Origin of the sequence: Kitasatospora sp. NPDC089797 (assembly GCF_040684795.1) — a bacterium.
In the GTDB taxonomy this organism is placed as follows: domain Bacteria; phylum Actinomycetota; class Actinomycetes; order Streptomycetales; family Streptomycetaceae; genus Kitasatospora.
Window position 1 is genome coordinate 1 of the sequence record NZ_JBFBGS010000011.1, and the last position, 25,664, is coordinate 25,664.

The 25,664-nt window shown below is 74.2% G+C and carries 25 protein-coding genes, 1 tRNA gene and 1 other RNA gene; 16 read left to right on the forward strand and 11 right to left on the reverse strand.

Annotated elements, in window-relative coordinates; all coding sequences use genetic code 11:
- Positions 1-88: 88 nt before the first annotated feature.
- From AB0O91_RS10810 to AB0O91_RS10820, 3 genes are all read right to left on the reverse strand, one after another.
- The gene (locus AB0O91_RS10810) at positions 89-1,030 is read right to left on the reverse strand and encodes a DUF4236 domain-containing protein (RefSeq protein ID WP_363430156.1); all 942 of its coding nucleotides are present in this window, start codon (positions 1,028-1,030) and stop codon (positions 89-91) included.
- Positions 1,031-1,214: 184 nt separating this feature from the next.
- Entirely contained in the window at positions 1,215-2,351 is a 1,137-nt protein-coding gene (locus AB0O91_RS10815; protein WP_363430444.1) for a metallophosphoesterase, read from the reverse strand.
- A 177-nt stretch (positions 2,352-2,528) separates the two neighbouring features.
- Positions 2,529-2,933 (reverse strand): nuclear transport factor 2 family protein, encoded by a 405-nt coding sequence (locus tag AB0O91_RS10820; protein WP_363430158.1) that lies wholly within the window; start codon positions 2,931-2,933, stop codon positions 2,529-2,531.
- Positions 2,934-3,040: 107 nt separating this feature from the next.
- On the opposite strand from AB0O91_RS10820, the gene AB0O91_RS10825 reads away from it, so the two are divergent.
- Positions 3,041-3,496, forward strand: coding sequence for a MarR family transcriptional regulator (locus AB0O91_RS10825; RefSeq protein ID WP_363430160.1), 456 nt, complete (start codon positions 3,041-3,043; stop codon positions 3,494-3,496).
- Positions 3,497-3,584: 88 nt separating this feature from the next.
- Here AB0O91_RS10825 and AB0O91_RS10830 read toward each other — a convergent pair whose 3' ends face one another.
- On the reverse strand, positions 3,585-4,529 hold the full coding sequence (locus tag AB0O91_RS10830) for a LysR family transcriptional regulator (RefSeq protein WP_363430162.1): 945 nt from the start codon (positions 4,527-4,529) through the stop codon (positions 3,585-3,587).
- Between the two features lie 132 nt (positions 4,530-4,661).
- Here AB0O91_RS10830 and AB0O91_RS10835 point away from each other — a divergent pair, with 132 nt between their 5' ends.
- The 4 genes from AB0O91_RS10835 (at position 4,662) to AB0O91_RS10850 (ending at position 7,906) form a co-directional block, all read left to right on the forward strand.
- On the forward strand, positions 4,662-4,961 hold the full coding sequence (locus AB0O91_RS10835; RefSeq protein ID WP_363430164.1) for a YciI family protein: 300 nt from the start codon (positions 4,662-4,664) through the stop codon (positions 4,959-4,961).
- 88 nt (positions 4,962-5,049) lie between these two features.
- Positions 5,050-6,051, forward strand: coding sequence for an alpha/beta hydrolase (locus tag AB0O91_RS10840; RefSeq protein ID WP_363430166.1), 1,002 nt, complete (start codon positions 5,050-5,052; stop codon positions 6,049-6,051).
- On the forward strand, positions 6,048-6,833 hold the full coding sequence (locus tag AB0O91_RS10845) for a glycine betaine ABC transporter substrate-binding protein (RefSeq protein WP_363430168.1): 786 nt from the start codon (positions 6,048-6,050) through the stop codon (positions 6,831-6,833). The genes AB0O91_RS10840 and AB0O91_RS10845 overlap by 4 nt, the downstream gene beginning before the upstream one ends.
- A gap of 62 nt (positions 6,834-6,895) precedes the next feature.
- Positions 6,896-7,906, forward strand: coding sequence for a zinc-binding alcohol dehydrogenase family protein (locus AB0O91_RS10850; protein WP_363430447.1), 1,011 nt, complete (start codon positions 6,896-6,898; stop codon positions 7,904-7,906).
- Between the two features lie 177 nt (positions 7,907-8,083).
- Here the strand turns inward: AB0O91_RS10850 and AB0O91_RS10855 are convergent, their stop codons facing one another.
- Entirely contained in the window at positions 8,084-8,350 is a 267-nt protein-coding gene (locus tag AB0O91_RS10855; protein ID WP_363430170.1) for a Txe/YoeB family addiction module toxin, read from the reverse strand.
- On the reverse strand, positions 8,347-8,625 hold the full coding sequence (locus AB0O91_RS10860) for a type II toxin-antitoxin system prevent-host-death family antitoxin (RefSeq protein ID WP_363430172.1): 279 nt from the start codon (positions 8,623-8,625) through the stop codon (positions 8,347-8,349). The genes AB0O91_RS10855 and AB0O91_RS10860 overlap by 4 nt, the downstream gene beginning before the upstream one ends.
- 522 nt (positions 8,626-9,147) lie before the next feature.
- On the opposite strand from AB0O91_RS10860, the gene AB0O91_RS10865 reads away from it, so the two are divergent.
- Positions 9,148-10,389: a glycosyl hydrolase family 18 protein gene (locus tag AB0O91_RS10865; protein WP_363430174.1), complete on the forward strand. Its 1,242-nt coding sequence runs from the start codon at positions 9,148-9,150 to the stop codon at positions 10,387-10,389.
- A 297-nt stretch (positions 10,390-10,686) separates the two neighbouring features.
- Here the strand turns inward: AB0O91_RS10865 and AB0O91_RS10870 are convergent.
- Positions 10,687-10,771, reverse strand: a tRNA-Ser gene (locus tag AB0O91_RS10870).
- A 111-nt stretch (positions 10,772-10,882) separates the two neighbouring features.
- Between AB0O91_RS10870 and ffs the strand changes: the two genes are divergently transcribed.
- From ffs to AB0O91_RS10920, 10 genes are all read left to right on the forward strand, one after another.
- Positions 10,883-10,973: signal recognition particle sRNA small type (ffs, locus tag AB0O91_RS10875), an RNA gene on the forward strand.
- 137 nt (positions 10,974-11,110) lie between these two features.
- Positions 11,111-13,372 carry a DNA polymerase III subunit gamma and tau gene (locus tag AB0O91_RS10880; RefSeq protein WP_363430176.1) on the forward strand — a complete coding sequence of 754 codons (2,262 nt, stop codon included), beginning with the start codon at positions 11,111-11,113 and terminating at the stop codon, positions 13,370-13,372.
- A 65-nt stretch (positions 13,373-13,437) separates the two neighbouring features.
- Positions 13,438-13,776, forward strand: coding sequence for a YbaB/EbfC family nucleoid-associated protein (locus tag AB0O91_RS10885; RefSeq protein ID WP_363430178.1), 339 nt, complete (start codon positions 13,438-13,440; stop codon positions 13,774-13,776).
- A 215-nt stretch (positions 13,777-13,991) separates the two neighbouring features.
- Positions 13,992-14,591: a recombination mediator RecR gene (gene recR / locus AB0O91_RS10890; protein WP_030060035.1), complete on the forward strand. Its 600-nt coding sequence runs from the start codon at positions 13,992-13,994 to the stop codon at positions 14,589-14,591.
- Positions 14,584-15,321, forward strand: a complete 738-nt coding sequence (locus AB0O91_RS10895; protein ID WP_363430180.1) for a DUF5063 domain-containing protein — start codon at positions 14,584-14,586, stop codon at positions 15,319-15,321. Before recR ends, AB0O91_RS10895 begins: the two co-directional genes overlap by 8 nt.
- 393 nt (positions 15,322-15,714) lie before the next feature.
- Positions 15,715-16,995, forward strand: a complete 1,281-nt coding sequence (locus AB0O91_RS10900) for an aspartate kinase (protein WP_363430182.1) — start codon at positions 15,715-15,717, stop codon at positions 16,993-16,995.
- A gap of 28 nt (positions 16,996-17,023) precedes the next feature.
- On the forward strand, positions 17,024-18,085 hold the full coding sequence (locus tag AB0O91_RS10905) for an aspartate-semialdehyde dehydrogenase (RefSeq protein WP_363430184.1): 1,062 nt from the start codon (positions 17,024-17,026) through the stop codon (positions 18,083-18,085).
- 273 nt (positions 18,086-18,358) lie between these two features.
- The gene (locus AB0O91_RS10910) at positions 18,359-18,904 is read left to right on the forward strand and encodes a SigE family RNA polymerase sigma factor (protein WP_363430186.1); all 546 of its coding nucleotides are present in this window, start codon (positions 18,359-18,361) and stop codon (positions 18,902-18,904) included.
- The gene (locus tag AB0O91_RS10915) at positions 18,897-20,060 is read left to right on the forward strand and encodes a hypothetical protein (RefSeq protein WP_363430188.1); all 1,164 of its coding nucleotides are present in this window, start codon (positions 18,897-18,899) and stop codon (positions 20,058-20,060) included. The genes AB0O91_RS10910 and AB0O91_RS10915 overlap by 8 nt, the downstream gene beginning before the upstream one ends.
- 95 nt (positions 20,061-20,155) lie before the next feature.
- Positions 20,156-20,959: an SURF1 family protein gene (locus AB0O91_RS10920; RefSeq protein ID WP_363430190.1), complete on the forward strand. Its 804-nt coding sequence runs from the start codon at positions 20,156-20,158 to the stop codon at positions 20,957-20,959.
- Between the two features lie 26 nt (positions 20,960-20,985).
- On the opposite strand, the gene AB0O91_RS10925 is transcribed toward AB0O91_RS10920, so the two are convergent.
- The 4 genes from AB0O91_RS10925 to AB0O91_RS10940 form a co-directional block, all read right to left on the reverse strand.
- Positions 20,986-21,579, reverse strand: coding sequence for a hypothetical protein (locus AB0O91_RS10925; RefSeq protein ID WP_363430192.1), 594 nt, complete (start codon positions 21,577-21,579; stop codon positions 20,986-20,988).
- Positions 21,576-23,426 (reverse strand): prolyl oligopeptidase family serine peptidase, encoded by a 1,851-nt coding sequence (locus AB0O91_RS10930; protein ID WP_363430194.1) that lies wholly within the window; start codon positions 23,424-23,426, stop codon positions 21,576-21,578. Before AB0O91_RS10930 ends, AB0O91_RS10925 begins: the two co-directional genes overlap by 4 nt.
- A gap of 170 nt (positions 23,427-23,596) precedes the next feature.
- Positions 23,597-25,006: an MFS transporter gene (locus tag AB0O91_RS10935; RefSeq protein ID WP_363430196.1), complete on the reverse strand. Its 1,410-nt coding sequence runs from the start codon at positions 25,004-25,006 to the stop codon at positions 23,597-23,599.
- A gap of 181 nt (positions 25,007-25,187) precedes the next feature.
- The gene (locus AB0O91_RS10940) at positions 25,188-25,565 is read right to left on the reverse strand and encodes a nuclear transport factor 2 family protein (protein WP_363430198.1); all 378 of its coding nucleotides are present in this window, start codon (positions 25,563-25,565) and stop codon (positions 25,188-25,190) included.
- Positions 25,566-25,664: the final 99 nt, after the last annotated feature.

Consider the following 25,664-nt stretch of genomic DNA (forward strand, 5'->3'; position numbering starts at 1 on the left):
CCGCCGCGCTACCCGGGGCCGCCGCCCCACACCCCCGAGGGCCCGGACCACTGCCGCAGTGGTCCGGGCCCTCGGGGTTCTCAGTCGGTCACCTCGGGAGCAGGACCGCGTACTCGCGGATCAGCGCCGCAGTGCCGTCCTCGATCCGGGCGAAGACGAACACCTCGTCGAGCGACCCGAAGGAGCCGAGTTCCTGTCGCGCCGCCACGATCCTTTGGGCCGGGGCGGGTTCGATCGAGCAGGCCTCGGCGATGGCGACGGCCGGTGCGTGGTTGAGGTCGATGAGACCGCCGTCGTCGTACTCGCGCGACAGGTCGGGGCGCCCGATGTGGAGGTCGCGGGCCAGCACCGGGTCGGTCTGCGCCAGTGACCGCGCTTCGTCGCGGCGGGCGCGGGCGGCGAGCCGGGCGGCGACCACCGGATCGGCCGTCGCGGGGTGGGCCGGCTGTGCCGGTCCGGCGGCGAGGCCGAAGACCTCGCGGCGGAGCGGCACCAGCTGGTAGCAGGCCGTCACGATCGTGGCGATGAGCAGCAGGACGGAAAGGCCGCTCAGCAGGTTGCCGCCGGCCCCGACCGCGTGGCCCTGGGCGTCCTTCGGGGCCAGTGAGGAGAGCGCTCCGAAGACCACCACGGCGGCGGCGTAGCACCCGGCGCGGACCAACAGGTCCCTGCGCTGGAGCCGGGCGGCCGCGTGGGCGAACGGGACCGCACTGAGCACCCCGGCCGACAGCAGGACGATCAGGAAGTACCAGGCGCCCGGGCGCCGTTGGCGACCCGTCGGGGCGGAGGCCGGGGCGGAGGTCGGGGCGGCCGTCGCGTGCGAGCCGTCCGTCGTCGACCGCGACGTGCCGCCGCTGGTGGTGGAGTGGCGCAGGCCGGTGCCGGGGACGGAGAGGGTCGTCTGTACCCGCCCGTCGCTCCGTCTGGTCACCCGGGCGCCCTTCACGCCGGCCGAGTAGCTGAGGCCCGACTTGGAGGCGGTGACGCGGAACGGGCCCGCCTTGAAGCTCTTGCGGGAGGAGAAGCCCATGCGATTGGTGTCCTTCGATGGTTCGCCGAGGGCGCCAGCCTTCCAGACCGGTCCGGTTCCGTGACGGTCCGTTGTCGAGTTGTGATGGTCGTGTGGCGGCCGTCGGCCGGAGCCGACACGAGTCGGTGTCCGGCGGGGCCGGCGGGGCCGGCGGGGTCCGGTCCCCTGCGGCCTTCCTCCTCCGCTACGCCGCGCCCGTGCGCAGCGTGAGCAGGGTGATCTCGCTCGGCGCGAAGACGCGGAAGGGAGGCCCCCAGAAGCCGGTGCCCCGGCTGGTGTAGAGCTGGGTCCGCTCGCCGTGCCGGCTCAGGCCGTGCACCACCGGCTGGTCGATCCGGACGAGGAAGTTGAACGGCCAGATCTGCCCGCCGTGGGTGTGCCCGGAGATCTGCAGGTCGATGCCGGCGGCCGCGGCCTCGGGCACGTACTTGGGCTGGTGGGCGACCAGCAGGACGGGCAGTGCCGGGTCCGCCCCGGCCAGCGCGTCCGCCAGGTCGGCGCGGTGTCCGGCCAGGCCGGAGTGCGCCGCGGTCACGTCGTCGACGCCGGCCAGGACCAGCTGGTCCCCGCCGCGTTCCACCACGACGTGGCGGTTGTGCAGCGGCTCCCAGCCCAGGTCGGCCATCCGGTCCAGCCAGCCCTGGGCCTCACTGCCGTACTCGTGGTTCCCGGTGACGTAGACCTTGGCCAGCCGGGAGCGGATCGTGCCGAGCGGCGCGGACTGCTCGCGGCGCTGGGCGGGGGTGCCGTCGGCGATGTCCCCGGCGTGGACGACGACGTCGGCGTCCAGCGCGTTGACCGCCTCGGTGACCCGGGCCGACCAGTCGGCCCGGTCGATCGGCCCGTAGTGGGTGTCGGCCAGCACCACGACCCGGGTGCCGTCCAGACCGGCGCCGAGCCGCGGCAGGTGGACGTCCAGCCGCCGCACCCGGGGCACCCGCATCGCCTCGTGGTGCCCCCAGCCCAGCAGCACGGCCGCGACCACGGCCACCGCCAGGGCCACGCCCCTGGCCCGGCCGGTGCCGCCGAGGTCGAGCCCGCCGAGCACCAGGTCCACCAGGCCGCCCAGTACGGACCAGGTGAACAGCACCCAGATCACGCCGAGGCTGGTGTCCGCGATCCGCGCGGCCCGGTCGTTCCGTCGCCGGCCGTGGCCCGCGACCATGAGGAACGGGAACGACACCATCCAGCCGACCAGCACCAGTGCGCCGATCAGGAGCACCGGGGACGGCCAGCCGGCGGCGGCGAACAGCGTCCACCAGGGCGGGAGGCACAGCAGCACGAGGACGAGCACGAGCACGGCCAGCCGCCGCAACGGCAGCCGCCGCCTCGCCCCCGCCCCGGGCGCTGCGCCCGTACCCGGCTCCCCGGAGCCCCCGCCCTCCGGCCGGAGCTCCGGGTCCAACCCGATGGATTCGCTGTCAGCCACTTCGCCGCCCCTCACGTCTGCTCCCCCCATGATGGCCCCTGGGGCGGAGGGACCGGCGGGCGGCTTCGATCAGCGGGCGCTGCCGAGGTTCCGGTCGGCTTCGGCGCCCTGGAGCATCAGGGTGGTCTCCTCGATGCGGCGGAACCGGCCGTCGGCGGCGAGCGCGGCGAACAGGTAGACCTCCATGCGCACGGTGGTGCCGTCGGTCTTGCGGACGTCGACGATGTGGCGGTCGGCGTAGCGGTCGCCCTGGAGGAGTTCGTCCAGGACGCGGATCTCGCCGCCCGCGACGACGGTGCGCAGGTGGGCGATGTGGGTGGTGAACTCCGCGTGGTCGTCCCAGCGGCCGTCGGTGCGCTGGCGGTAGTCGGGGGTGAAGTGCCGGTCGATGGCCTCGGCCAGGTCCAGGCCGGGGGTGAAGAGCAGGTCGGTGAGGGCGGCGGCGATGTCGGGGCGGGCGGTCTCGGTGGTCATGGGTGTCCCCTTGGTCGTGGGTGGTGCGGTCGGTGAAAAAGCGTGCGTTGAGCACGCATCTGCACCGTACTACGAAATGCGTGCGCTGCGCACGCTAAACTGGACCCATGCCGAACGACGCGGAAGTGGGACACGAGATCGCCGACGCCCTGGGGGCACTGCTCAAGCGCGGCACCCGCGCCCAGCTGTACCGGCGCCTGACCGAAGGCCTGGGTCCGGCCGTGGACGAGGCCACCTACCCCGTCCTCAGCGGCCTCGCCCGCACCGGCCCGCTCAGCGCCGCCGACCTGGCCGGTGAGATCGGCCTGGACCGCTCCGGCGTCACCCGCCGCGCCACCCGCCTGGAGGAGGCCGGCCTGCTGCGCCGCGACCCCGACCCCGCCGACCGCCGTGCCACCCTGCTCGCCCTGACCGACACCGGGCGCCGGGCCGTCGACGCCACCCGGGAGCGCCTCGCCGCCCACATCGAGGAGTCCCTCGCCTCCTGGCCGCCCGGCGAGGCTCGGGCGTTCGCCCGCCAGCTCCACCGCTTCGTCGCCACCGGCCCGTTCGCGGAGTCCTGAGCCGTGGAGCCCTGAGCCGTGGAGTCCTGATCTGCGGGCTGTTGCGGGCCGCGGAGTCCTGGGCCCCGGCGCCGCTGCGGGCTGCGGACTACTGCGCCGTCGCCGGCCGTCCCGACGGCGCCGGGCGGAGTCGCGACCGGACGTGCCGCGGCGTCAACAGCCGCTGGTCCGTGAGGACTTCGAGGAGGGCGCCGGTCACCGGATCCGGCGTGGTGCGGGTGTACGCGGTCAGCGGGCGGCTGACCGGTGGCTGCGGCCGCAGGACGGCGCCGGCGAAGTGCGGCGGGATGGTGTTGGCGGGGACGAGGGAGGGGCCGAGGCCGGTGGCGGCGTAGTTGGCCGCCGCCGGGGCCTGCTCGGTGCGGACGGCCACCCGGGGGCGGAAGCCCGCCGCGGCGCAGGCCTGGTCGAGCAGGTCGGCCAGGCCGCTGTCGGGGGTGAAGTGCACCCATTCCCGTTCGGCGAGGTCGGCCAGCCGGACCTCCGGCGCGTGCTCGGAGCGGGCTGCCGGGTCGTCGGCGCGGGTGACGACCAGGAACTCCTCGGTGCCGAGGTGGCGCACCGGCCCCTCCCAGCCGGCCGGCGGCGGCCCGACCGCGACATCGGCCTGACCGGCCGTCATGGCCGCGGCCAGTTCCTCCGCCCGCCGGTGCTCGAACAGCCGGACCCGCACGCCCGGGTGGTGGTCGCGCCAGGCGCCCAGGGCGGCGGGCAGCAGGCCGTAGCTGATCGAGTAGAGGGTGGCGAGGTGCAGCTCACCGGTGGCGAGCCCGGCGGTCCGGCGGGCGGCGGTGGTGGCGCGTTCGGCCTCGGCGAGGGCGGCGCGGGCGTGCGGGAGCATGGCCCGGCCGGCGGGGGTGGGGCGCACGGTGCGGGGGAGGCGCTCCAGCAGGGGGCCGCCGATCTCCCGTTCGAGGGCCTGGAACTGGTGGGAGAGGCCGGGCTGGGTGATGTGCAGGCGCTCGGCCGCCCGGGTGAAGGAGCCCTCGTCGACGATGGTCACCAGGTATTCGAGCTGTCGCAGCGTTGGCATGCGTCCAGCCTATGGGTCGGATAGAAAACAGTCCTTGGACGCATGGGCGGCCGGACGCGCAGGATCGGTGGTGTCGCAGGCGAGGGCGGTTCCGAGTACTCGCCGACTTCCCCCGTACGAGGAGTTACTGCCATGTCGAACGCATCCGGTGCCGCTGTTCTCGCGGTCTTCAGGGCGGCCGAGCACGCCACCGAGGCCGACTTCGCGAAGGTCATCGACGCCGAGCTGGCGCGCGCCGCCGAACTGGTCGAGCAGGGCGTGATCGTGCACGGCTACCACCGCGCGGACCTCGTCGGCGCGGCGCTGGTGCTGGACGCCGCGACGGTCGAGGAGGCGCGCGCGATCTTCGCGACCTTCCCGGCGGTGGCGGCGGGTCTGATCGAGGCCGAATCGGTGATCCCGCTGGTCCCGCTCCAGCTGCCGCAGGCCTGACCACCCGCCGGGCGGGCACCCGGGCGGGCGGCCACAAGTCCGCCCGGCCCGTCCGCCCGCCCGTCCGCCCGGCCCCCGGAGGAACCCCGTGCCCCAGCCACCACCCCACCCACCCGTGCCGGTCCTCGACCCCGCCGCCCGCGCGCTCGTCGAGGAGGCGGCCGCCGGGCCCGACCCCCGCCGGCTGCCGCTGTCCGAGCTCCGCGCCCGGCTGGACCGGGCCCAGTCCGGTCCGGTCGAGCGCCCCGCTGCCCGCATCGAGGACCTCTCCGTCCCCGGCCCCGACGGACCGGTGCGCGTCCGCCTGGTACGACCTCCGGCGCCCGCCGCGCCACCCCGGCCCGCCGCGCCGCTGCCGGTGATCCTCTACCTGCACGGCGGGGGCTGGGTGGCCGGCGGAACGGCGAGCCACGACCGCCTGGTACGGGAGTTGGCGACCCGGGCGGAGGCGGCCGTGGTCTTCGTGGACTACCGGCTCGCCCCGGAGGCCCCCTACCCCGCCGCACTGCGCGAGGCCCGCGCGGTGGCCCGCTGGGTGGCCGACCACGGCGCCGGGCACGGGCTGGACCCGGACCGGACGGCGGTGGCCGGGGACAGCGCGGGCGGCAACCTGGCGGCGGCGCTGACCCTGGAGGCCGGACAGCACGGCGGGTTCTCCTTCCGCCACCAGGTCCTGATCCACCCGCCCCTGTCGGCGGACTGCGACACCCCGTCCTACCGGCAGTTCGCCCGCGGCGGCTTCCAGACCGCCGACTACCTGCGCTGGCTCTGGCAGCAGTACCTGCCCGACCCGGCCCGGCGGAGCGAGCCGGCTGCGGCGCCGCTGAACGCGGAACCCGGTCAACTGGTCGGCCTGCCACCGGCCTTGGTGGTCACCGCCGAGGTCGATCCGCTCCGGGACGAGGGCGAGGCCTACGCGGCCGGGCTCCGTGCGGCCGGCGTGCCGGTGGCCTGCGTGCGCTACCAGGGCACGGTCCACGGCTTCGTCGTCCTCGACGCGCTGCGCGGGACGGCTGCCGCCCGGTCCGCGCTCGACCTGATCGCCTCGACGCTGCGCGGGGCGCTCCACCCCCGATCGGAGACACCGTGAGCACGACGATCACCGTGGGCAACATCGCCCTGTCCTTCCACCGCGCCGCCGCGGCCGTCACCCGTCGGGTGCTGGAGGCGCACGGCCACCGGGTCGAGAGCGTCGAGGCCCCGCACGAGCAGCTCTTCCGGCTCCAGCAGGACGGCCGGGTCGACGTCCTGGTCTCGGCCTGGCTGCCGTCCAGCCACGACACCTACCTCTCCGGCTACCGCGACCGGGTGCACCTGCTGGCCCCGCACTACCACCCGTACTGCGTGTGGGCGGTGCCCCCGTACGTGCCCGCCGACGAGGTGCGCGAGGTCGCCGACCTCACCCGGCCCGAGGTCGCCGCCCGGATGACCCGCACCGTCGACGGCATCAACCCCGGTGCCGGCATCAGCCGCTTCTCCGCCCGGATGATCACCGCCTACGGCCTCGACCGCGCCGGCTACGGCTTCGCCCCGGGAACGGAGGCCGGCTTCATCGCCCGGGTCGAACAGGGACTGGCCGACCGCGAGTGGTTCGTGATCCCGCTGTGGCGCCCCCAGTACCTCAACCGCCGGCACGGCCTGCGACCGCTGGTCGAGCCGAAGGGACTGCTGGGCAGCGTGGACGCCGCCCGCCCGGTCGTCCACCGGGCGAGCCTCGACCGCATCCACCCCGCCGCCCTGGCCCGTCTCGACACGCTCGACCTGGGCAACGACGGCGTCGAGGAACTCGACACCTGGATCAACGCCGACGGCCTCACCCCCCTCCAGGCCGCCGACCGCTACCTCGCCACCCACCACCCGGAGACACCGTGACCACCGACCGCACGCCCGCCGCCCCTGCCCCCGCGCCCGCCACCCCCGCCATCACTCCCACCATGCCCGCCGTCGCCTACCGCACCAGCCTGCCGATCGACGACCCGGCCGCCCTGGAGGACCTCCGGCTCCCCGTCCCCGAGCCCGGCCCGCGCGACCTGCTGGTCCGGGTGGAGGCCGTCGCCGTCAACCCGGTCGACCACAAGGTCCGGCAGAACGCCGACCCGGGCGGCGAGCCCCGTGTGCTCGGCTGGGACGCCGCCGGAACGGTGGTCGCGGTCGGCGAGCAGGTGACCCTCTTCCGGCCCGGCGACCACGTCTACTACGCCGGCGCACTCGACCGCCCGGGCACCAACGCCCGCTTCCACGCGGTCGACGAGCGACTGGTCGGCCCCAAGCCGGCCACCCTCTCCTTCACCGAGGCCGCGGCCCTCCCGCTCACCGCGCTGACCGCCTGGGAGGGCCTGTTCGAACGCCTGGGCCTGCGACCCGACGCCCCGGAGCAGACCGGCACCCTGCTGGTCACCGCCGCCGCGGGCGGCGTCGGGGCCCTCGTCGTCCAACTCGCCCGCGCCCTCACCGGCCTGACCGTGATCGGCACCGCCTCCCGCCCCGAGACCACCGCCTTCGCCCGCCGGATGGGCGCCCACCACGTGATCGACCACCGGCAGCCCCTGCTCCCGCAGTTGGCCGTGACGGCACCGGACGGCGTCGACCACGTCTTCGGCACCGTCGGCACCGACCGCAACCTGCCCGCCTACGCCGAAGCCCTCAGGCCCTTCGGCCGGATCGTCGCCATCGACGACTTCGACACCCTCCCGGTCGGCGCGCTCAAGGCCAAGAGCATCTCCTTCCACTGGGAGTTCATGTTCACCCGCTCGATGTTCGCGACCCCGGACCAGGCGGCGCAGCACCGCATCCTCACCGAGGTCGCCCGGCTGGTCGACGCCGGCCGCCTCACCACCACCGCCACCCGCGACCTCGGCCCGGTCACCGCCGCCAACCTCCGCGAGGCACACCGCCTCCAGGAATCCGGCACCACCATCGGCAAGACCACCCTCACCGGCTTCTGACCGCAGCCCCGACTCCCTGTCCCGCCCCCGAAAACGACGAAGGCCCCGACCGGCGAACCGGTCGGGGCCTTCGAGCTGCCCCGGCGGGCAGAAGGCGGAGGATCCGAGACCCGAACTCGTGAGGGGTCGCCCCCAACGTGCCTTCCCGCGCGCGGGTCTCCCAGCGGATCTCCGGCCCTACGTGCCGTAGTGGTAACGGCATGCGATGACGCACAGGGTGTCGGCCTGCTCGTCAAGGACGTAGACCAGCCGGTGCTCCTGATCGATCCGGCGGGACCACGCCCCGGCTAGCTCGTGTCGCAAGGGCTCGGGTTTCCCGATGCCGTCGTTGCCGTTCCGGCGGACGTCGTCGATCAGCAGGTTGATGCGCTTGAGGAGGCGGCGGTCGTCGGCCTGCCACGACAGGTAGTCGCTCCAGCCGCGCTCGGTGAACTGGACCTTCACGGGCTCTGCTCGGCAAGGTCTTCGGGGTCGATCAGTTCGCGGGCCACTGCCCGGCCCTCCCGGTACTCCTGCAGGGAGCGCCGGAGGTGATCGGCGTTGGCCGGGGAGCGCAGCAGGTAGTCGGTCTCGCGGAGCGAGGCGTACTCGGCCAGGGAGACGACCACCAGCGGCTCGTGGCCGGCGCGAGTGATGACGAGTTCTTCGGCGTCGCTCTCGACGGCATCGAGCGCGGCGGCGAGGTTGCCGCGGAGCTCGGTGGCACTCATCGTCTTCATGACGTACAGAATAACGTACATCCATCGATGCGAGCCAGAGGGCGAACGACGAAGGCCCGGACCGCGTGATGCGGTCCGGGCCTTCTGCCGGCGGAGGATGCGAGATTCGAACTCGTGAGGGGTTGCCCGCAACACGCTTTCCAACTGTCCATCTGGACGTCCGGGGACGACCACAGGCATCCTGACCTGCGGCGGATCGGCGCACTGGCCGGGTTGTGAACGGCGCTGGACAGCGGTGAACGCAACCAGAACTGCAACCGCGCGGCGGCGGCCTCATCGAATTCTCAGGATGCTTCGTCCAGGCTTGTGCACCATGCGAAACGATCTCCGTGAAGCGCCCCCGCCGACCCGCCGCGTGCTCGGGCAGCCGGGCGGGCCGGTGGCGTTCGCCGGGTCCGAGTGCAGGACCGATCGACGCCACACCTCCTCTTCTTGAGCCCTGGGCGAGGAGCGGACCGACCATCACCATCCGTGAAAGGACCAAAGGACCTGATGTCCAGCAGTCACCGACCACGCCCGCGCATGTCGGGCACCGCTCTTCGAGCGGCCGTTGCGGCGGCCCTGGCACTCGGACTTGCCGCCTGCACCGGCCATGAGCTCGGGGCGGCCGCCGACTCGGCCTCGTCGGCAGGACCCAGCCCGTCGTCCTCCTCCGCTTCGTCGGCACAGCCCAGCCCGTCGTCCTCCTCGGTCACGAGCCCCGGAGATCCGGGAAATCCGATCAACCCCGCTCCCAGCGGAGGGACTCCGGCGGGCACGCCGAGCGGCGACGGCCCGAAGCGCACGACACCGGCGCTGGAGGCGTGGGTATACCCGGGCTCGACCGGCGAGCCCACGTGCCAGGCGCCGGCGGAGTACAGGGACGGCCGGCTGCGCGACGGCGTCCTCAAAGCGGAGTACTGGCAGGTCGGCAAGGACGGCGGACTGGTCCAGCAGACCGCCGACAACCTGCCCTGCAACGGCTTCAGCGACGTCGCCGCGGCCGACATCAAGGCGCACTCGGCAGCCCAGTACGTCTCCGTCTCGGCCATGGACCGGCCCACCGTCGCCGCTCTCGTCAACGATCCCGCGCGCCGGACCGAAGCCGTCTCGCAGCTCACGCAGTTCACCCAGAAGATCGGCTTCACCGGCGTGGACATCGACTTCGAGGACTTCTGGAACTGGTCCCAGGACGACGAGCGCGGCTACGAGGCATTCATCTCGGAGCTGGCCCGCAGCCTCCACTCGACCGGGCTGCGCCTCCAGATCGACGGCCCCGTCGAGGTCCGGGACGGCGACTCGCCGTTCAACTACACCGCGCTGATGACGGCCGGGGCCGACCAGTTGGTCATCATGGACTACGGCCGGATGTTCAACACCACCGGCGGCCAGTGCCTGGCCATCTCGCCCCACGACTGGGTCCGCGACGGCGTCAAGTTCGCCCAGTCCAAGGTGCCGGACCCCGACCGGCTGGTCATCGGCCTGGCATCGTACGGTTTCAGCGCGCCCGACCCCTGCGACACCGGCAAGATCAAGGACAGCGTGCCCGTCGCCGACATCCGCAAGCAGGCCGGTTACAGCGACGACCCCGCCACGGTGGCCGCCCGCCGGGACGCCGGCTCCGGCGAGGTCCGCTGGAGTGACCACGGCACGCTCTACGACTACACCGACCAGGCAGGCATGGACGCCAAGCTCGCCGTGCTCAAGGAACTGGGCGTCACCCGCGTGTCGGTGTGGGTCCTCGGCGGCAACCCCTGGTTCTCCGCGGCCGCACTCGGCCGGTGACAAGCCCGGCGGGTCGAACCGATTGCGGGGACCGGCAGGCATGTGCGGCGGTGACGGTGGTCGGAAGGCGGGCTGCTGCCCTCAGTGCGTGCGGGTGCGACGCGAGACCGAGGACACGAAGTCTCGGGCCGGTCGCCGACCGATCCCGCTCCCGGACGAGCTGATCAAGCTGTTCCGTCGAGGCCGCCCGGCCGACGCACCGGAAGGGCGGCCCTGAAAGGGCCGACGGAGACGGAGAATGACGAAGGCCCCGACCGGGAACGGTCGGGGCCTTCGAGCTGCCCTGGCGGGCAGAGGCGGAGGATACGAGATTCGAACTCGTGAGGGGTTGCCCCCAACACGCTTTCCAAGCGTGCGCCCTAGGCCTCTAGGCGAATCCTCCGTGGGAGAGCTTAGTACATGTTTCGGGGTGCTCGCGACCAGCTATCCCGCAGGCCGGAGGGTGGGGGTGGCCTGTGGATCGTCGGGGCCCGGATCCGGTAGTGTGGGGGTCAGCCCCTCGTGTGGCGTCATCTCTCTGAACCCCCCCAGGGCCGGAAGGCAGCAAGGGTAGGAGGGCTCTGGCGGGTGCACGGGGGGTCTTTGCGTTCCCGGGCGCCGTACGGGACCCGCAGCGCCCGCGGTGCCCACAGCGCCCGCAGGGCCCGTGGAGCGGGCGGAGCCGGGGGCCCGGGGTGAAGGGGCGACGCGTTTGTCGGTCCGTCCCGATATCGTCGGGGGTGTGTCCCTAGCCCTGTACCGCCGCTACCGCCCCGAGACCTTCGCGGAGGTCATCGGGCAGGAGCACGTGACCGCCCCGCTCCAGCAGGCCCTGCGCAACAACAGGGTCAACCACGCGTACCTGTTCAGCGGGCCGCGCGGCTGTGGAAAGACGACGAGTGCGCGCATCCTGGCCCGCTGCCTGAACTGTGAGCAGGGGCCGACCCCGACGCCCTGCGGGGAGTGCCAGTCCTGCCAGGACCTCGCGACCGGCGGGCCCGGCTCGATCGACGTGATCGAGATCGACGCCGCCTCGCACGGTGGTGTGGACGACGCGCGCGAGCTGCGCGAGCGGGCCTTCTTCGCGCCGGTGCACAGCCGGTACAAGATCTTCATCCTGGACGAGGCGCACATGGTGACCTCGGCCGGGTTCAACGCGCTGCTCAAGGTGGTCGAGGAGCCGCCGGAGCACCTCAAGTTCATCTTCGCGACCACCGAGCCGGAGAAGGTGATCGGGACGATCCGGTCCCGGACCCACCACTACCCGTTCCGGCTGGTCCCGCCCGGCACGCTGCGCGACTACCTGGCGGACGTCTGCGGCCGTGAGGGCATCCAGGTCGAGGACCCGGTGTTCCCGCTGGTGGTGCGGGCCGGCGCGGGCTCGGTGCGTGACTCGATGTCGGTCATGGACCAGCTGCTGGCCGGTGCCGCCGAGGGCGGCGTGACGTACCAGATGGCGACGGCGCTGCTCGGGTACACCGACTCGGCGCTGCTGGACGAGGTGGTGGACGCCTTCGCCGCGCACGACGGGGCGACGGTGTTCCAGGTGATCGACCGGGTGGTCGAGGGCGGGCACGACCCGCGCCGCTTCGTCACCGACCTGCTGGAGCGGCTGCGCGACCTGGTGATCCTCGCCACCGTGCCGGAGGCGGGGGAGAAGGGGCTGATCGACGCGCCGGCGGACCGGGTCGCGGTGATGCAGGCGCAGGCGGACGCCTTCGGCGCGGCCGAGCTGAGCCGGGCCGCCGACATCGTCAACACCGGGCTGACCGAGATGCGCGGCAACGCGGCGCCGCGGCTCCAGCTGGAGCTGATCTGCGCCCGGGTGATGCTGCCGGGCGCCTACAGCGACGAGCTGTCGCTCCAGGCGCGGCTGGACAAGCTGGAACGCCGGGCGGCCGCGGGCGGCTTCGCCGCGCCGGGCGCTATGGCAGGCACGGCAGGCATGGCCGGGGCGGCGCCGATGGGCGCTCCGGTGGCCGTCCCGGCGGCCCCGCCGATGGAGGCGCCCGCCCCGGTGCCCGCTCCCGTCGCCGCACCGCCTGTCGCCGCACCGCCCGTCGCCGCCCCGGTCGCGGTCGCCCCGGCCCCCGTCCAGGCGGCTCCGCCGGCGGCCCCCGCCGGGCCCGCGCCGGGCGCTTGGCCGATCCCGCGCAGCTTCCCGCCCGCCGGCGGTGCCCCGGCCCCCGCCGCTCCGCAGCCGCAGGCCGCACCGGCTCCGCCGTCGGCCCAGTCCGCCCAGTCCGCCCAGCCCGCCCAGCCCGCCCAGTCGGCCCCACCGGCTCAGCCGGCCCCGCAGCCCGTCGCCGCCACGCCGCCGGCCGCCGCGCCCGGCGGCCAGCCCTCCGCCGCTGCCCAGCAGGGCGCGGGGCAGGTCCGGCAGCTGTGGCCGCAGATCCTGGAGGCGGTGAAGAACCGCCGCCGTTTCACCTGGATCCTGCTGAGCCAGAACGGCCAGGTGGCCGGGTTCGACGGCAGCACGCTCCAGGTCTCGTTCATCAACGCGGGCGCCCGGGACAGCTTCGTCGGCAGCAACAGCGACGACGTGCTGCGCCAGGCGCTGTCCGACGCCTTGGGCGTGGACTGGCGGATCGAGTGCATCGTCGACCCGTCCGGCGGCACGGGCGCGGGGGCCGCTCCGGCCGCCGCCGCCCCGTCCGGCGGCGGCTGGGGTGCCCCGGCCAGGCCGGCGGCCGCCGCGCCGCCGGTGGCCGCGCCCGCCCCGGTGCAGCCGGCTCCGCAGGCCCCGCAGCCCGCCCCGGCCCCGTCGGCGCCCCAGCCCCCCGCCCAGGCCCGGGTGCAGGCCCCGGCCCCCGCGCCGGTGCAGGCCCCGCCGCCGGTGGCGGCGCCCCCGGCCCGGCCGGTGCAGTCGGTGGCTCCGGAGGACGACATCCCGGAGGAGGACGACCCGGACCTCAACGAGGAGGCGTTCTCCGGCCAGGAGCTGATCATCCGCGAGCTGGGTGCCACGGTGCTGGAGGAGATCCACCACCGCGGCAACTGAGCGGGCCCCGGGCCCGTAGGCTCGACGTGACGAACGAACGACCGCGTGACAGCAAGGAGTGAGCCGTGTTCCCCGGTGGTGGTCAGCCCAACATGCAGCAGCTGCTCAAGCAGGCGCAGAAGATGCAGCAGGAGCTCGCGAAGGCCCAGCAGGAGCTGGCCGAGGCGAAGGTGAACGGTACGGCCGGCGGCGGCCTGGTCGAGGCGACGGTGACGGGCTCGGGCGAGCTGGTGGCGCTGTCCATCGCCCCGGCCGCGGTCGACCCCGAGGACACCGAGACGCTGGCCGACCTGATCCTGGCGGCCGTCCGGGACGCCAACCAGGCGGCCCAGAAGATGCAGGCCGAGCGGATGGGTCCGCTCACCCAGGGGATGGGCGGCGGGATCCCCGGTCTGCCGTTCTGACCGCACCGGACCGTTCGGACGGGACCGACGGGTCCTGACCGCACCGGACGGTCTCGACGGGGCCGGACGGTCCCGACGGGGCCGGACGGTCTGGAGTTCAGACGACGGTTCCATGTGATTTCGATGGGAGTCGGGCGTCGGCCGGTGTGTCCGACGCCCGATTCGTTGGATGATGGCACCGGAGCACCACCGACCATCCGAGGGAAGGCGCGACGTTGTACGAGGGCGTGGTTCAGGACCTGATCGACGAACTGGGCAGGCTGCCCGGCGTCGGGCCCAAGAGCGCCCAGCGGATCGCCTTCCACGTGCTGCAGTCCGACCCGGTCGACGTGCGCCGGCTGGCGCACGCGCTGCTGGAGGTCAAGGACAAGGTCCGCTTCTGCGCGGTCTGCGGCAACGTCGCGGAGGCCGAGCAGTGCCGGGTCTGCCTGGACCCGCGTCGCGACCTCGCCGTCATCTGCGTGGTCGAGGAGCCCAAGGACGTCGTCGCCATCGAGCGCACCCGCGAGTTCCGCGGCCGCTACCACGTGCTGGGCGGCGCGATCAGCCCCATCGAGGGCGTCGGCCCGGACGACCTGCGGATCCGCGAGCTGCTCGCACGCCTCGCGGACGGCACGGTCACCGAGCTGATCCTGGCCACCGACCCCAACCTGGAGGGGGAGGCGACCGCCACCTATCTGGCCCGGCTCTGCAAGCCGATGGGCCTGAAGGTGACCCGGCTGGCGAGCGGACTGCCCGTCGGCGGGGACCTGGAGTACGCGGACGAGGTCACCCTCGGTCGCGCCTTCGAAGGGAGACGACTGCTCGATGTCTGACCGGACGATCAACCAGCAGCCCCACGGCCCGCAGTCCCACACGGAGCCCGGGGGCCACGCCCCGCACGGCACCGCCCTGCACGGTGGTGCCCCGCACACCCACGGCCACGGCTCCGAGCCGGACGACTTCGCCGTGCAGATCGCCGACTCGGTGGAGAGCTTCGTGCTCGCCGTCACCGAGGTCGCCAAGGGCGACGAACCGGGCAGCGCGGTCTCGCTGCTGCTCCTGGAGGTCTCGCAGCTGCTGCTGGCCGGCGGCCGGCTGGGCGCCATCGAGGACGTCGTCCCGGAGGACCGCTTCGAGCCCGACGCCGGGCCCGAGCCGGACGGCGAGCAGCTGCGCGAGCGCCTGGCCGGGCTGCTCGCGCCGATCGACGTCTACCACGAGGTCTTCGACCCGTACGGCCCGCCGGAGAAGCCGAACGCCTTCCGGATCTCGGACGACCTGGCCGGTGTGGTCAGCGAGCTCCAGCACGGCCTGACCCACTACCGCGAGGGCCGGGTCAGCGAGGCGCTGTGGTGGTGGCAGTTCTCGTACCTCTCCAACTGGGGCACGACCTGTACGGCGGTGCTGCGGGCGCTGCAATCGTTGATCGCCCACGTCCGGCTGGACAGCCCGCTCGGTGCGGCGCCGGACGGCGCGGACACCGACGACGACGGGCTCACCGACGAGCAGCTGGAGCAGCAGGCGGGCGACCTGATGGCGGCCGAGCTCGGCCTCGGCCGCTAGCCGGACCGCCGGGTCCCCGGCTGAACCCCGGCCTACCCCCGGCCGCGGTGCTGAGCGGTGCTGAGCGGTGCTGAGCGGTGCTCGCCGAACGGCGTCCGCCGCCGGGCGATCGGCGCATGTGACGAATGCCTCAGCAATCCGACCGGAAAAGAAATCCGGCCGCAGCACCGGGCATTCGTCCGGGGATTCTTCGGAACCGCGCCGAAAGCCCCGCAGACCTGCCGGTGGAACCGCCCCCACCGGCTTCCACGTGCTGAAACGCCCGTCTCATCATATGGAAAGCGCCGGTCAGGGCACCCCTGCTCGGTAGACTGGCGCGGACCGCACACCCCTTTCCCCCGGGGGTACGGGGGCCTGACGCCCCCGGAAAACGACACTAGTCGAGGAGCGCACGTGGGCCTTGTCGTGCAGAAGTACGGCGGCTCATCCGTTGCGGATGCCGAAGGCATCAAGCGCGTTGCCCGCCGAATCGTTGATGCCAAGAAGGCCGGCCATGAGGTCGTCGTCGTGGTGTCCGCGATGGGCGACACGACGGACGAGCTCATCGAACTCGCGGAGCAGGTGTCACCGCTTCCTGCCGGCCGTGAGTTCGACATGCTGCTGACCGCTGGAGAGCGCATCTCCATGGCGCTGCTGGCCATGGCGATCAAATCGCTGGGACACGAGGCCCAGTCCTTCACGGGAAGTCAGGCCGGCGTCATCACCGACTCCGTCCACAACAAGGCGCGCATCATCGACGTGACGCCGGGTCGCATCCGGACCGCCCTGGACGAGGGCAACATCGCGATCGTGGCCGGTTTCCAGGGGGTGTCGCAGAGCAGCAAGGACATCACCACGCTGGGTCGCGGCGGCTCGGACACCACCGCCGTCGCGCTGGCCGCCGCGCTCAAGGCCGAGGTCTGCGAGATCTACACCGACGTGGACGGCGTGTTCACCGCCGACCCGCGCGTGGTGAAGAAGGCGCGCAAGATCGACTGGATCGCCTACGAGGACATGCTGGAGCTGGCCTCGTCCGGCTCCAAGGTGCTGCTCGACCGCTGCGTCGAGTACGCGCGGCGCTACAACATCCCGATTCACGTACGCTCGTCCTTCTCGGGTCTTCCCGGGACGATCGTCAGCAACGACAACCCGCACAAGCCCGAAGGGGGCGAGATGGAGCAGGCCATCATCTCCGGGGTCGCCCACGACACCTCCGAAGCCAAGGTCACGGTCGTCGGCGTGCCCGACAAGCCGGGCGAGGCCGCGCGGATCTTCCGCGCCATCGCCGACGCCGAGGTCAACATCGACATGGTGGTGCAGAACGTCTCCGCCGCGTCGACCGGTCTGACCGACATCTCCTTCACGCTGCCGAAGGCCGAGGGCCAGAAGGCCATCGACGCGCTCGGCCGGGTCAAGGAGGGCATCGGCTACGAGTCCCTGCGCTACGACGACGCGATCGGCAAGATCTCGCTGGTCGGCGCGGGCATGCGCTCGAACCCGGGCGTCACCGCCGCCTTCTTCGAGGCGCTGTCCGCCGCGGGCGTCAACATCGAGCTGATCTCCACCTCGGAGATCCGCATCTCGGTCGTCACCCGCGCCGACGACGTGCCGGAGGCGGTCCGCGCCGTCCACAGCGCCTTCGGGCTGGACAGCGAGAGCGACGAGGCCGTCGTCTACGGCGGCACCGGTCGATGACCCGGCAGCCGGGCGGGGGCACCGGGCGATGACCCGGCGTCCCGCCCTCGCCGTCGTCGGCGCCACCGGCGCGGTCGGCGAGGTGCTGCTCGGCCTGCTCTCGCTGCGTCAGGACATCTGGGGCGAGGTCCGACTCGTCGCCTCCCCGCGCTCGGCCGGCCGGACGCCGGTGGTGCGCGGGGAGGCGGTCGAGGTCGTCCCGCTGACCGAGGAGGCCTTCGCCGGGATCGACGTCGCCGTGTTCGCCGTCCCCGACGAGGTCTCCGCCCAGTGGGCGCCGATCGCGGCGGCCAAGGGCATCGTGGTGGTCGACGACTCGGCCGTCTTCCGCACCAGCGGGGACGTCCCGCTGGTCGTGCCCGAGGTCAACGCGGCCGCGCTGCGGATCCGCCCGCGCGGCATCGTGGCCAGCCCGGCCGGGCCCACCCTCGCGCTGGTCACGGCGATCGGCGCGCTGCACGCCGAGTACGGGCTGGAGCAGTTGGTGGTCGCCACCTACCAGGCCGCCAGCGGCGAGGGCCGGGCCGGCGTGGCGGCACTGCGCGAGCAGACCGCGCTGGTGGCCGGCACCGAGGTCGGCCGGCAGACCGGCGACCTGCGCGCGGTGGTCACCGACGAGGGCCCGTTCGCCGCCCCGCTCGCCCTCAACGCCGTCCCCTGGACCGGCGGGCTGCGCGACGGCGGCTGGTCCGCCCAGGAGCTCGGCCTGCGGGACGAGGCCCGCAAGGTGCTCGGCCTGCCCGCCCTGAAGGTCTCCGCGACCTGCGTGCGGATCCCGGTCGTCCGCACCCACGCGCTGTCCGTGCACGCCCGCTTCGAACGCGAGGTCAGCCAGGAGCACGCCCAGGACATCCTGCGCGAGACGCCCGGCGTGGTCCTCTACGACGACCCGGCGGCCGGGGAGTTCCCCACTCCGAACGACGTGGTCGGCACCGACCCGGTCTGGGTCGGGCGGGTGCGCCGGTCGCTGGACGAGCCGGACGCCCTGGACCTCTTCCTCTGCGGCGACAACCTGCGCAAGGGGGCCGCGCTCAACCTGCTGCAGATCGCCGAGCTGGTGGCCGGTGAGCTGACGGTGGGGCAGGAGTAGGGCGGGGCCGGTGAGTCCCTTGTGCCCCTTGTTGTCCGGTCCTGTGTCCGCTCCTCGACACAATCTGTCCGGAATCCCGTGGGAATCCCCTGGAGGCCTCTTCCGCCGATGCGGAAGAATGGCCCCCGGGCTGGGCAACCATGACAGGGGATCGAGTGTCCAACGGGCGTGGCGAACGTGATGGTGGGGGCAAGGACGGGCATCCCGGCGAGGGCCGTGGTGACCTTCCCTTCGCGTACCCCGTGGTCTTCGAGTAGGCCGGAAGACGACCAGATGACGGCGGCCGCACCCGGTGCGGCGGACTCCGGTGCCGGTACCGACGCGGGTACCAGCGAGGACCTGCTCACCGAGACCTACCAGGCGCACTACCGCTCGCTGCTGCGCCTCGCCGCGCTGCTCCTGGACGACCTCTCCACCTGCGAGGACGTCGTGCAGGAGGCCTTCATCCGGGTGCACGCGGCCCGGCGCCGGGTGCGCGAGCCCGAGAAGACCCTGGCCTACCTGCGGCAGACCGTGGTCAACCTGTCCCGCTCCACGCTGCGCCGACGGATCCTCGGTCTGCGACTGCTCCAGAAGCCCATGCCTGACATGGCCAGTGCAGAAGAAGGTGCTTACGATGCCTTGGAGCGCGACCAGCTGAAGGCCGCGCTGAAGGGTCTGCAACGCCGTCAGCGGGAGGTTCTGGTGCTGCGTTACTTCGTGGACATGACGGAGGCGCAGGTCGCCGAGACCCTGGGCATCTCGCTCGGTTCGGTGAAGGCGTACGGCTCGCGCGGACTCGCCGCCCTCCGGGTCCAGATGGAGGCCGGACATGGCTGACGGCGCCCGCCGGCTGCCCGGCGACGACGAGGTCCCGGGCCTCTCCGTCGAGGAACGGGCGCTGCGCGAGCTGATGCGCCACGCGGTGGACGGGATCCAGCCCGGCGTCGGCGCCCTGCCCCGGATCCGCCAGGCCGTGCCCCGGCGGCGGGCCGCCCGACGCGGGGCCTGGACCGGTGCGGCGGCGCTGGCGCTGGCGGTCGCGATCGCCCTGCCCGTCCTGCACGAGGGCGACCGCCTGGGCCTGTCCGGCGGCCCCGGCTCGGCCCAGGCCGCCGGCCCGACCCTGGCGGCCCCCAGCGGCGGCGCCGTCGGCGGAGGGGCCGCCGGCCCGGGCCCGCACGCCGGCCTGCCCGGCGGCGAGGGCACCGCCACCCCGACCGGCTCCGGCAGCGCCTCGCCGAGCCCCGGCGCGGACCCGAGCCGCCCCGGCACCGCCACCCCTCCCGCCGTCCCCGGCGCCGCGGACGGCGGGATCGTCCCGCTGTGCACCCGGACGGACCTCGGACAGGGCACCGCCCAGATCGGCGCGGCCGACGCCCAGGGCCGGATCTACGGCTCCTTCACGGTCTACAACGTCTCCGGGCACAGCTGCCGGGTCGGCGGGCCGGGCGCGGTGGCCGTCACCGGCGTCAGCGGCGCCGACCGCAGCCGGGTCCGCACCGCCGACCACGCGCCGGGCGACCCGGCCGCCGGCCTGCCCGCGATGGACGCCGAGCCGCCGGTGCTCTCCCCGCAGGCCGGCTACAAGGTGCCCTTCGCCTGGATCCCGGACCAGGGCTGCGGCACCGGCGGCTCCACCGGAGCGCCGACCAACGGCGCGAACCAGATCTCCCTGACCACCCAGGCGCCCCCGGTGGGCTCCTCGGGCGCGGCCCCGGACACCGGCACCTCGGCGGCGCCGAGCGCCAACCCGCAGGCCAGCTCCTCGCCCACGTCCGGTCCCACCCCGGCGCCGAGCCCGACCCCCACCCCGTCCGGCAACCCCACCGCCCCCCAGCCCACCGCCACCATCGCCCACACCCCGGCCCCGGGCAGCCCGGCCGCCGCCACCGCCTCGCTGCCGGTCGAGTGCGGCGGGACGCTCTACCGCGGCGGGGTGCAGCCCGCGGGCGGCCCGGCGGCCCAGCCCTCGGGGACGCCCGCGGCGCACTGACGGGTCGGCCCGCCCGCGGGCCGGGCGGCCCGGCGGCCGGCCTTCGGCGGACCCTGTGGTCCGGCCCGGTGTGAGGAGTGGTTACCGTGGGGGGTGTGTACCGGTTCCTCCTGACTCCGCGCTGGCTGGGCGGCACCGCCCTGGCCGTGGCGGCCGTGGCGGTCTGTCTCTGGCTGGGCTCCTGGCAGCTCGGCCGCTTCGAGGACCGGGTCTCCACCCATCAGGAGACCAAACAGTCGCTCACCGCTTCGAGTGAAGCCCGGCCGATCGACGCGCTGCTCGGCACGGCCACCCCGCAGGTGACCACGGAGACCGTCGGCAAGCCCGTCACGGTGACCGGCAGCTACGACACGGAGCACCAACTCCTCGTCCCCAACCGGGTGCTGGACGGCAAGCAGGGCTACTACGTGCTCACCCCGCTGCGCACCGCCGACGGACACGCCGTCGCCGTGGTGCGGGGCTGGGCGCCCGGCAACCCGTCCGATGCCGCCGCCGCGGCCGCCGCCGCGGCCGGGCCGGCGCCCGCCGGACCGGTGACGGTGACCGGCCGGCTGCAGGCCAACGAGTCGGTGGGCAGCAACGGCGCGGTCGCGGGCGGCCTGCCCGCCGGACAGCTCGGCATGATCAACCGGGCCTCGCTGCTGAACGTGCTGGAGTACGACGGCTGGTACGACGGCTGGGTCGCCGCCGACCAGGTGCCCGCGGGACTGACCGCCGTACCGACCGTGCAGCCGCAGGGCGGGGACGGGCTCACCCTGCGGGCGTTCCAGAACCTGGGCTACACGCTGGAGTGGTTCGTCTTCGCGGGCTTCGTGGTCTTCATGTGGTTCCGCCTGGTGCGCCGGGAGGCGGAGGCGGAACAGGACCGGGCCCTCGGACTGGACCCGGTCCTGGACTGACGTCCGGGGCGACCCGGCAGGGTTGTCTACCGGGACGTCCTGCCGGTGGCGGGGGCCTGTGGCACGGTCGGTGCCGGTGTCGGCGTCGCCGTCCCGTCGTCCGCCGACTCCGCGCCGCCGTGGCAGCGGCCGTGACCGCGACCGCCGACCACGTCGTCCGAGCCGTAGCGGTCGATGTGGTGGTGCGTGGTGCGACCGCCCTGGGAACCGGACGACCCCTTCGTGCCGGACGACCCCTTGCCCCCGCTGGAACCGTGCGAGCCGCTCGAACCGTGCGGGCCGCTCGAACCGCCGGCCCCGCCGCGCCGGGCGAGGTCACCGTCCGGGACCGCACTCTCCGCCGGGCCCGCGCTCTCCGCCGGCCCCGAGCCGTAGGCGGCCCGGACCACCAGCGACCCGCGCCCCGGCCCGCCCGGGTCCGGCGCGCTCGCGCCCGTCGCCGAGCCGGTGGGGGCGGGGGCGGGCGTCGCGGCGCCCGGCCCGGCGGCCGACGGGCTCGCCGACCGCGGACCGGCCGGGGGCGGCGGGCAGGCCACCTCGTCGCCGTGCGAGCCCGAGCAGCCGCCGAGCACCAGCACCCCGGCCACCGCCGCCCCCGTGAGCGTCAGCGGACGTCTCACCCAGCCCCTCCGGCGCCGCCGCCCGGAACGCCGAGGTGCCGTCGGACGAAGTCGATCTCCAGCCGCAGCTGCTTGATCCGCTCCTCCACCACCAGCGAGCCGTGCCCGGCGTCGAAGCGGTACACCTCGTGCGGCTTGTCGAGCTGCTCCAGCCGCTCGACGTAGTTGTCGATCTGCCGGATCGGGCAGCGCGGGTCGTTGACCCCGGCGCTGATGTACACCGGCACCCGGACCTGCTCCACGTAGCTGAGCGGCGAGGAGGCGGTGAAACGCTCCGGCACCTCCTCCGGGGTGCCGCCGAACAGCGTGCGGTCCAGGGACTTCAGCGCCTCCATCTCGTCGGCGTACGCGGTGTGGTAGTCCGCGACCGGCACGGCGGCGATGCCCAGCGACCAGCTGTCGGGCTGCACGCCCAGGCCGAGCAGGGTCAGGTAGCCGCCCCAGCTGCCGCCGGTGAGCACCAGCCGCGCGGGATCGGTCAGGCCGTCGGCGACCGCCCACTCCCGGACGGCCGCGATGTCCTCCAGCTCGATCAGGCCGACCCGCTCGTGCAGCGCGTCGGTCCAGGCCTGGCCGTAGCCGGTCGAGCCGCGGTAGTTGACCCGGACCACCGCGAAGCCGTGGTCCAGCCAGGCGGCCGGCCCCGCCGCGAAGGAGTCGCTGTCGTGGTGGGTCGGGCCGCCGTGGATCTCGAAGACGGTCGGGTACGGACCGGGACCGGCCGCCGTCGGGCGCTGCACCAGGGCGTGCACCCGCCCGCCGGGCCCGTCCACCCAGACGTCCTCGACCGGCACCGAGCCGGGCGGCACCGGGCCGGGCGCCCGCAGCACGACCGCGCCCGCCGTGGACCGGACCGCGGACGGCTCGGCGGCGGAGGACCACAGGTACTCGACCGTGCCGTCCGGGCGGGCGGTGGCGCCGCCGACCGTGCCGCGCGGGGTCTCCAGGCGGGTCAGCAGGCCGTCCGCGAGGGAGTACGTGAACAGTTCGCTGCGCGCCTCGTACTCGTGCTCGACCAGCAGCGCCTCCGCGCCGGGGCGCCACTGCGCGGAGACGTCGCCGGGCAGCTCGCGGCCCTGCTCGTCGCGCAGCGGCAGGGCGGTCTCGGTGCCGTTGGCGACGTCCCAGATCATCGGCTCCCAGCGGCCGGTGCGCTGGTGCGCGACCAGCAGCCGGGTGTCGCCCTCGACCGGGGCGAAGCCCAGGCAGGCGACGCCGCGGGGCTCGTCCCGGCCGGTGACCTCGTCCAGCTCGGCGACGGTCTCGACGGCGCCGTCGGTCAGCCGGACCACGCGGATCGCCGAGTGCATCGCGTCGCCGTGCTCGGTGTGGTCGATGGCGAGCAGGGTGGCGTCGTGGCTGAGGTCGCCGACGCCGCCGTACTCCTCGTGCCGGTAGATCTCGACCGGCTCGGCCGCGCCCGGACGCCGCAGGTGCAGGGTGGTGCCGTCCTCGTCGGTGGACCGGCCGACGACCACCGTGCCGTCGCGGCCCAGGGCCAGGCCCGCCGAGTAGGAGGCGGCGAGGCCGGGCACGGCCTCCTCGTCCGGGCCGCCCGCGAAGGGCTGGCGGCGCCAGACCCCGAACTCGTCGCCGTCCTGGTCGTCGAACCACCAGACCCAGGAGCCGTCCGGGGACAGCTCGGCGTCGGTGGTGCCGTTCGGGCGGTCGGTGACCCGGCGGTGGGTGCCGGTGGCCCGGTCCCAGGCGTACACCTCGTAGGTTCCGGTCGAGTTGGACACGTACAGCGCCCGGTCGGGGGCGTCCTCGGCCCAGTCGGGCAGCGACACGCGGGCTGCCCTGAACCGCTGCTCCCACGCCGGTACGGCGCTCTTCTCCTCGCTCATCCGACCATCCAACCCGATCCGGGGGAGCGAACGGAACGGGCGGGTCGGGGTTCACCCCCGCCCGCCCTTCGCGCCCGCGCGCCGTGCTCCTCAGGCGCGGCGTTCTCCAGGGACACCGTTCTTCGGGTACGCCGTTCTTCGGGCACGCCGTTTTCCGGGTACACCGTTCTTCAGGTTCGGCGCGGCAGCAGCCGGACCAGCCCCACCAGCACCAGCTCCAGCACCGCCAGCGCCGTCACGCTCCGGCCGAAGGCCGCGGTCGGGTCGCCGGTGCCGTAGTAGACCAGGCCGATCAGCGCGATCCCGACCGCACCGCCGACCTGCTGCACGGTGGCCACCACCCCGGCCGCCGCGCCGGCCAGCTCCGGCTCGACGGCGGCCAGGGCCACCGCGGTGACCGGGGCGATGACCAGGCCCATGCCCAGGCCGTCGACGAACAGCCCGGGCGCCAGCCACCACACGCTGCCGTCCGCCGTGCCGTACGCGGCGAGCGCGAGCAGGCCCAGCCCGAGGGCCATCAGCAGGCCGCCGACGGTGATCGTGCGGGGCTCGCCGAGGCGGGCGGTGACCCGGTGGGTGGCGTTCGAGGTGAGCAGGTAGCCGAGCCCGATCGCGGTGAACACCAGCCCGGCGCCGAGCGCGTCCAACCCGCGGCCCAACTGCAGGTGCAGGGCGAGCACCAGGAAGAAGGAGGCCTGGCCGAGCCAGAAGACCAGCTGGGCGAGCAGCCCGGTGCCGAAGGCGCGGCCGCGGAACAGCCGGGTGTCGACCAGTGGGGTGCCGGTGGCCGTGGTGCGGTGCTGGTGGACGGCGAAGGCGGTGAGCAGGACGGCCGAGGCGACCAGGCAGAGCACCGTCCACAGCGGCCAGTCGAGGCCCGGGCCCTGGATCAGCGGCAGCACCAGGGCGGTCAGCGCGGCCGTCACCAGCAGCACGCCGGCCGGGTCCAGGCCCGGCCGGTGCGGGGCGCGCGACTCCGGCAGGCAGCGGCGGACGGCGGCCAGCGCGGCCAGGCCGATCGGCAGGTTGATCAGGAAGCAGCTGCGCCAGCCGAGGCCGAAGACGTCCGCCCTGATCAGCAGACCGCCGATCAGCTGGCCGAACACCGCTCCCACCCCCATGGTCAGCCCGTACCGGGCGAACGCCCGGGCCTGGGCGGCGCCGTCGAAGGCCGTCCGCAGGATCGCCAGCACCTGCGGGCCCATCAGCGCCGCCGCCAGGCCCTGCGCGACCCGGGCACCGACCAGTGCGGCGGCGGTGGGGGCGAGCCCGCAGCCCGCCGAGGCGAGGGTGAACAGGGCCAGGCCGAGCGCGAACACCCGGCGGCGGCCGTACCGGTCGCCGAGCCGGCCGGCGGTCACCAGCCCGACGGCGAGGGCCAGGCCGAACCCGGCCATCACCCACTGGACGACCGCCGGGCCGGCGCCCAGATCGGCCTGGACGGAGGGGACCGCGACGTTGACGACGAAGGTGTCGAGGGCGGTCATGAAGGTGGCGGTCAGGACGACCGGCAGCAGGCCCCTGGGGGCGGGTGCCACTTCCGGTAGGGCCGGCCGTCGGGTTTCCACTGCGGTGGTCATCTCTGCTCCTCCTCCGGGGGTGGGGCGCCGCCGTGGGGGTGCGGCGCCCCCGGGACGCGGTTCGGTGCTGGATTGTTCGGCGTCGGGCCCGTACGGTGCGGGGCCGTTCGAGGTCAAGTCCGTTCGGTGCGGGCCCGACGCCGGACGGTCCGTTCGACGTCAAGCCCGTTCTGCGTCGGGCTCAGACGCCCGGCACGCGGTCCAGGAACCCGTGCACGGTGCCGATCCGCCCCTCCGGGGTGGCCGCCAGCACGTCGAAGCCGATCACCACCGGCTCGGCGCCGGCCGGGCCGAGGTTCCAGGTGAACCGGGCGATGTCGTGGTGGGCGTCCACGGGCCCGAGGGTGAACTCCAGCCCCGGGAACTGGGCCTGGGCCGCGCCGATCAGCGCGTCGATCGCGTCCCGGCCGACGACGGCGGCCAGCGGGTCGGTGTAGCGGCCGTCCTCGGCCCACACCTCGTCGATCAGCTTGCGGCGGGCCGCCGGGTCGGTCTCGTTCCAGACCGCGAGGTAACGCTCGGCGAGCTGCTGGAGGGTGGTGGCGGTGATCCCGGTCATGGTCGTCTCCCGTGTTCCGGTGGGTGGTCGGCGGGTCGTTCCCGCTGCTCACCAAGGTAGGGACGGGCGGCCGCAGCCGAATCGGTCATGGATAGGCAT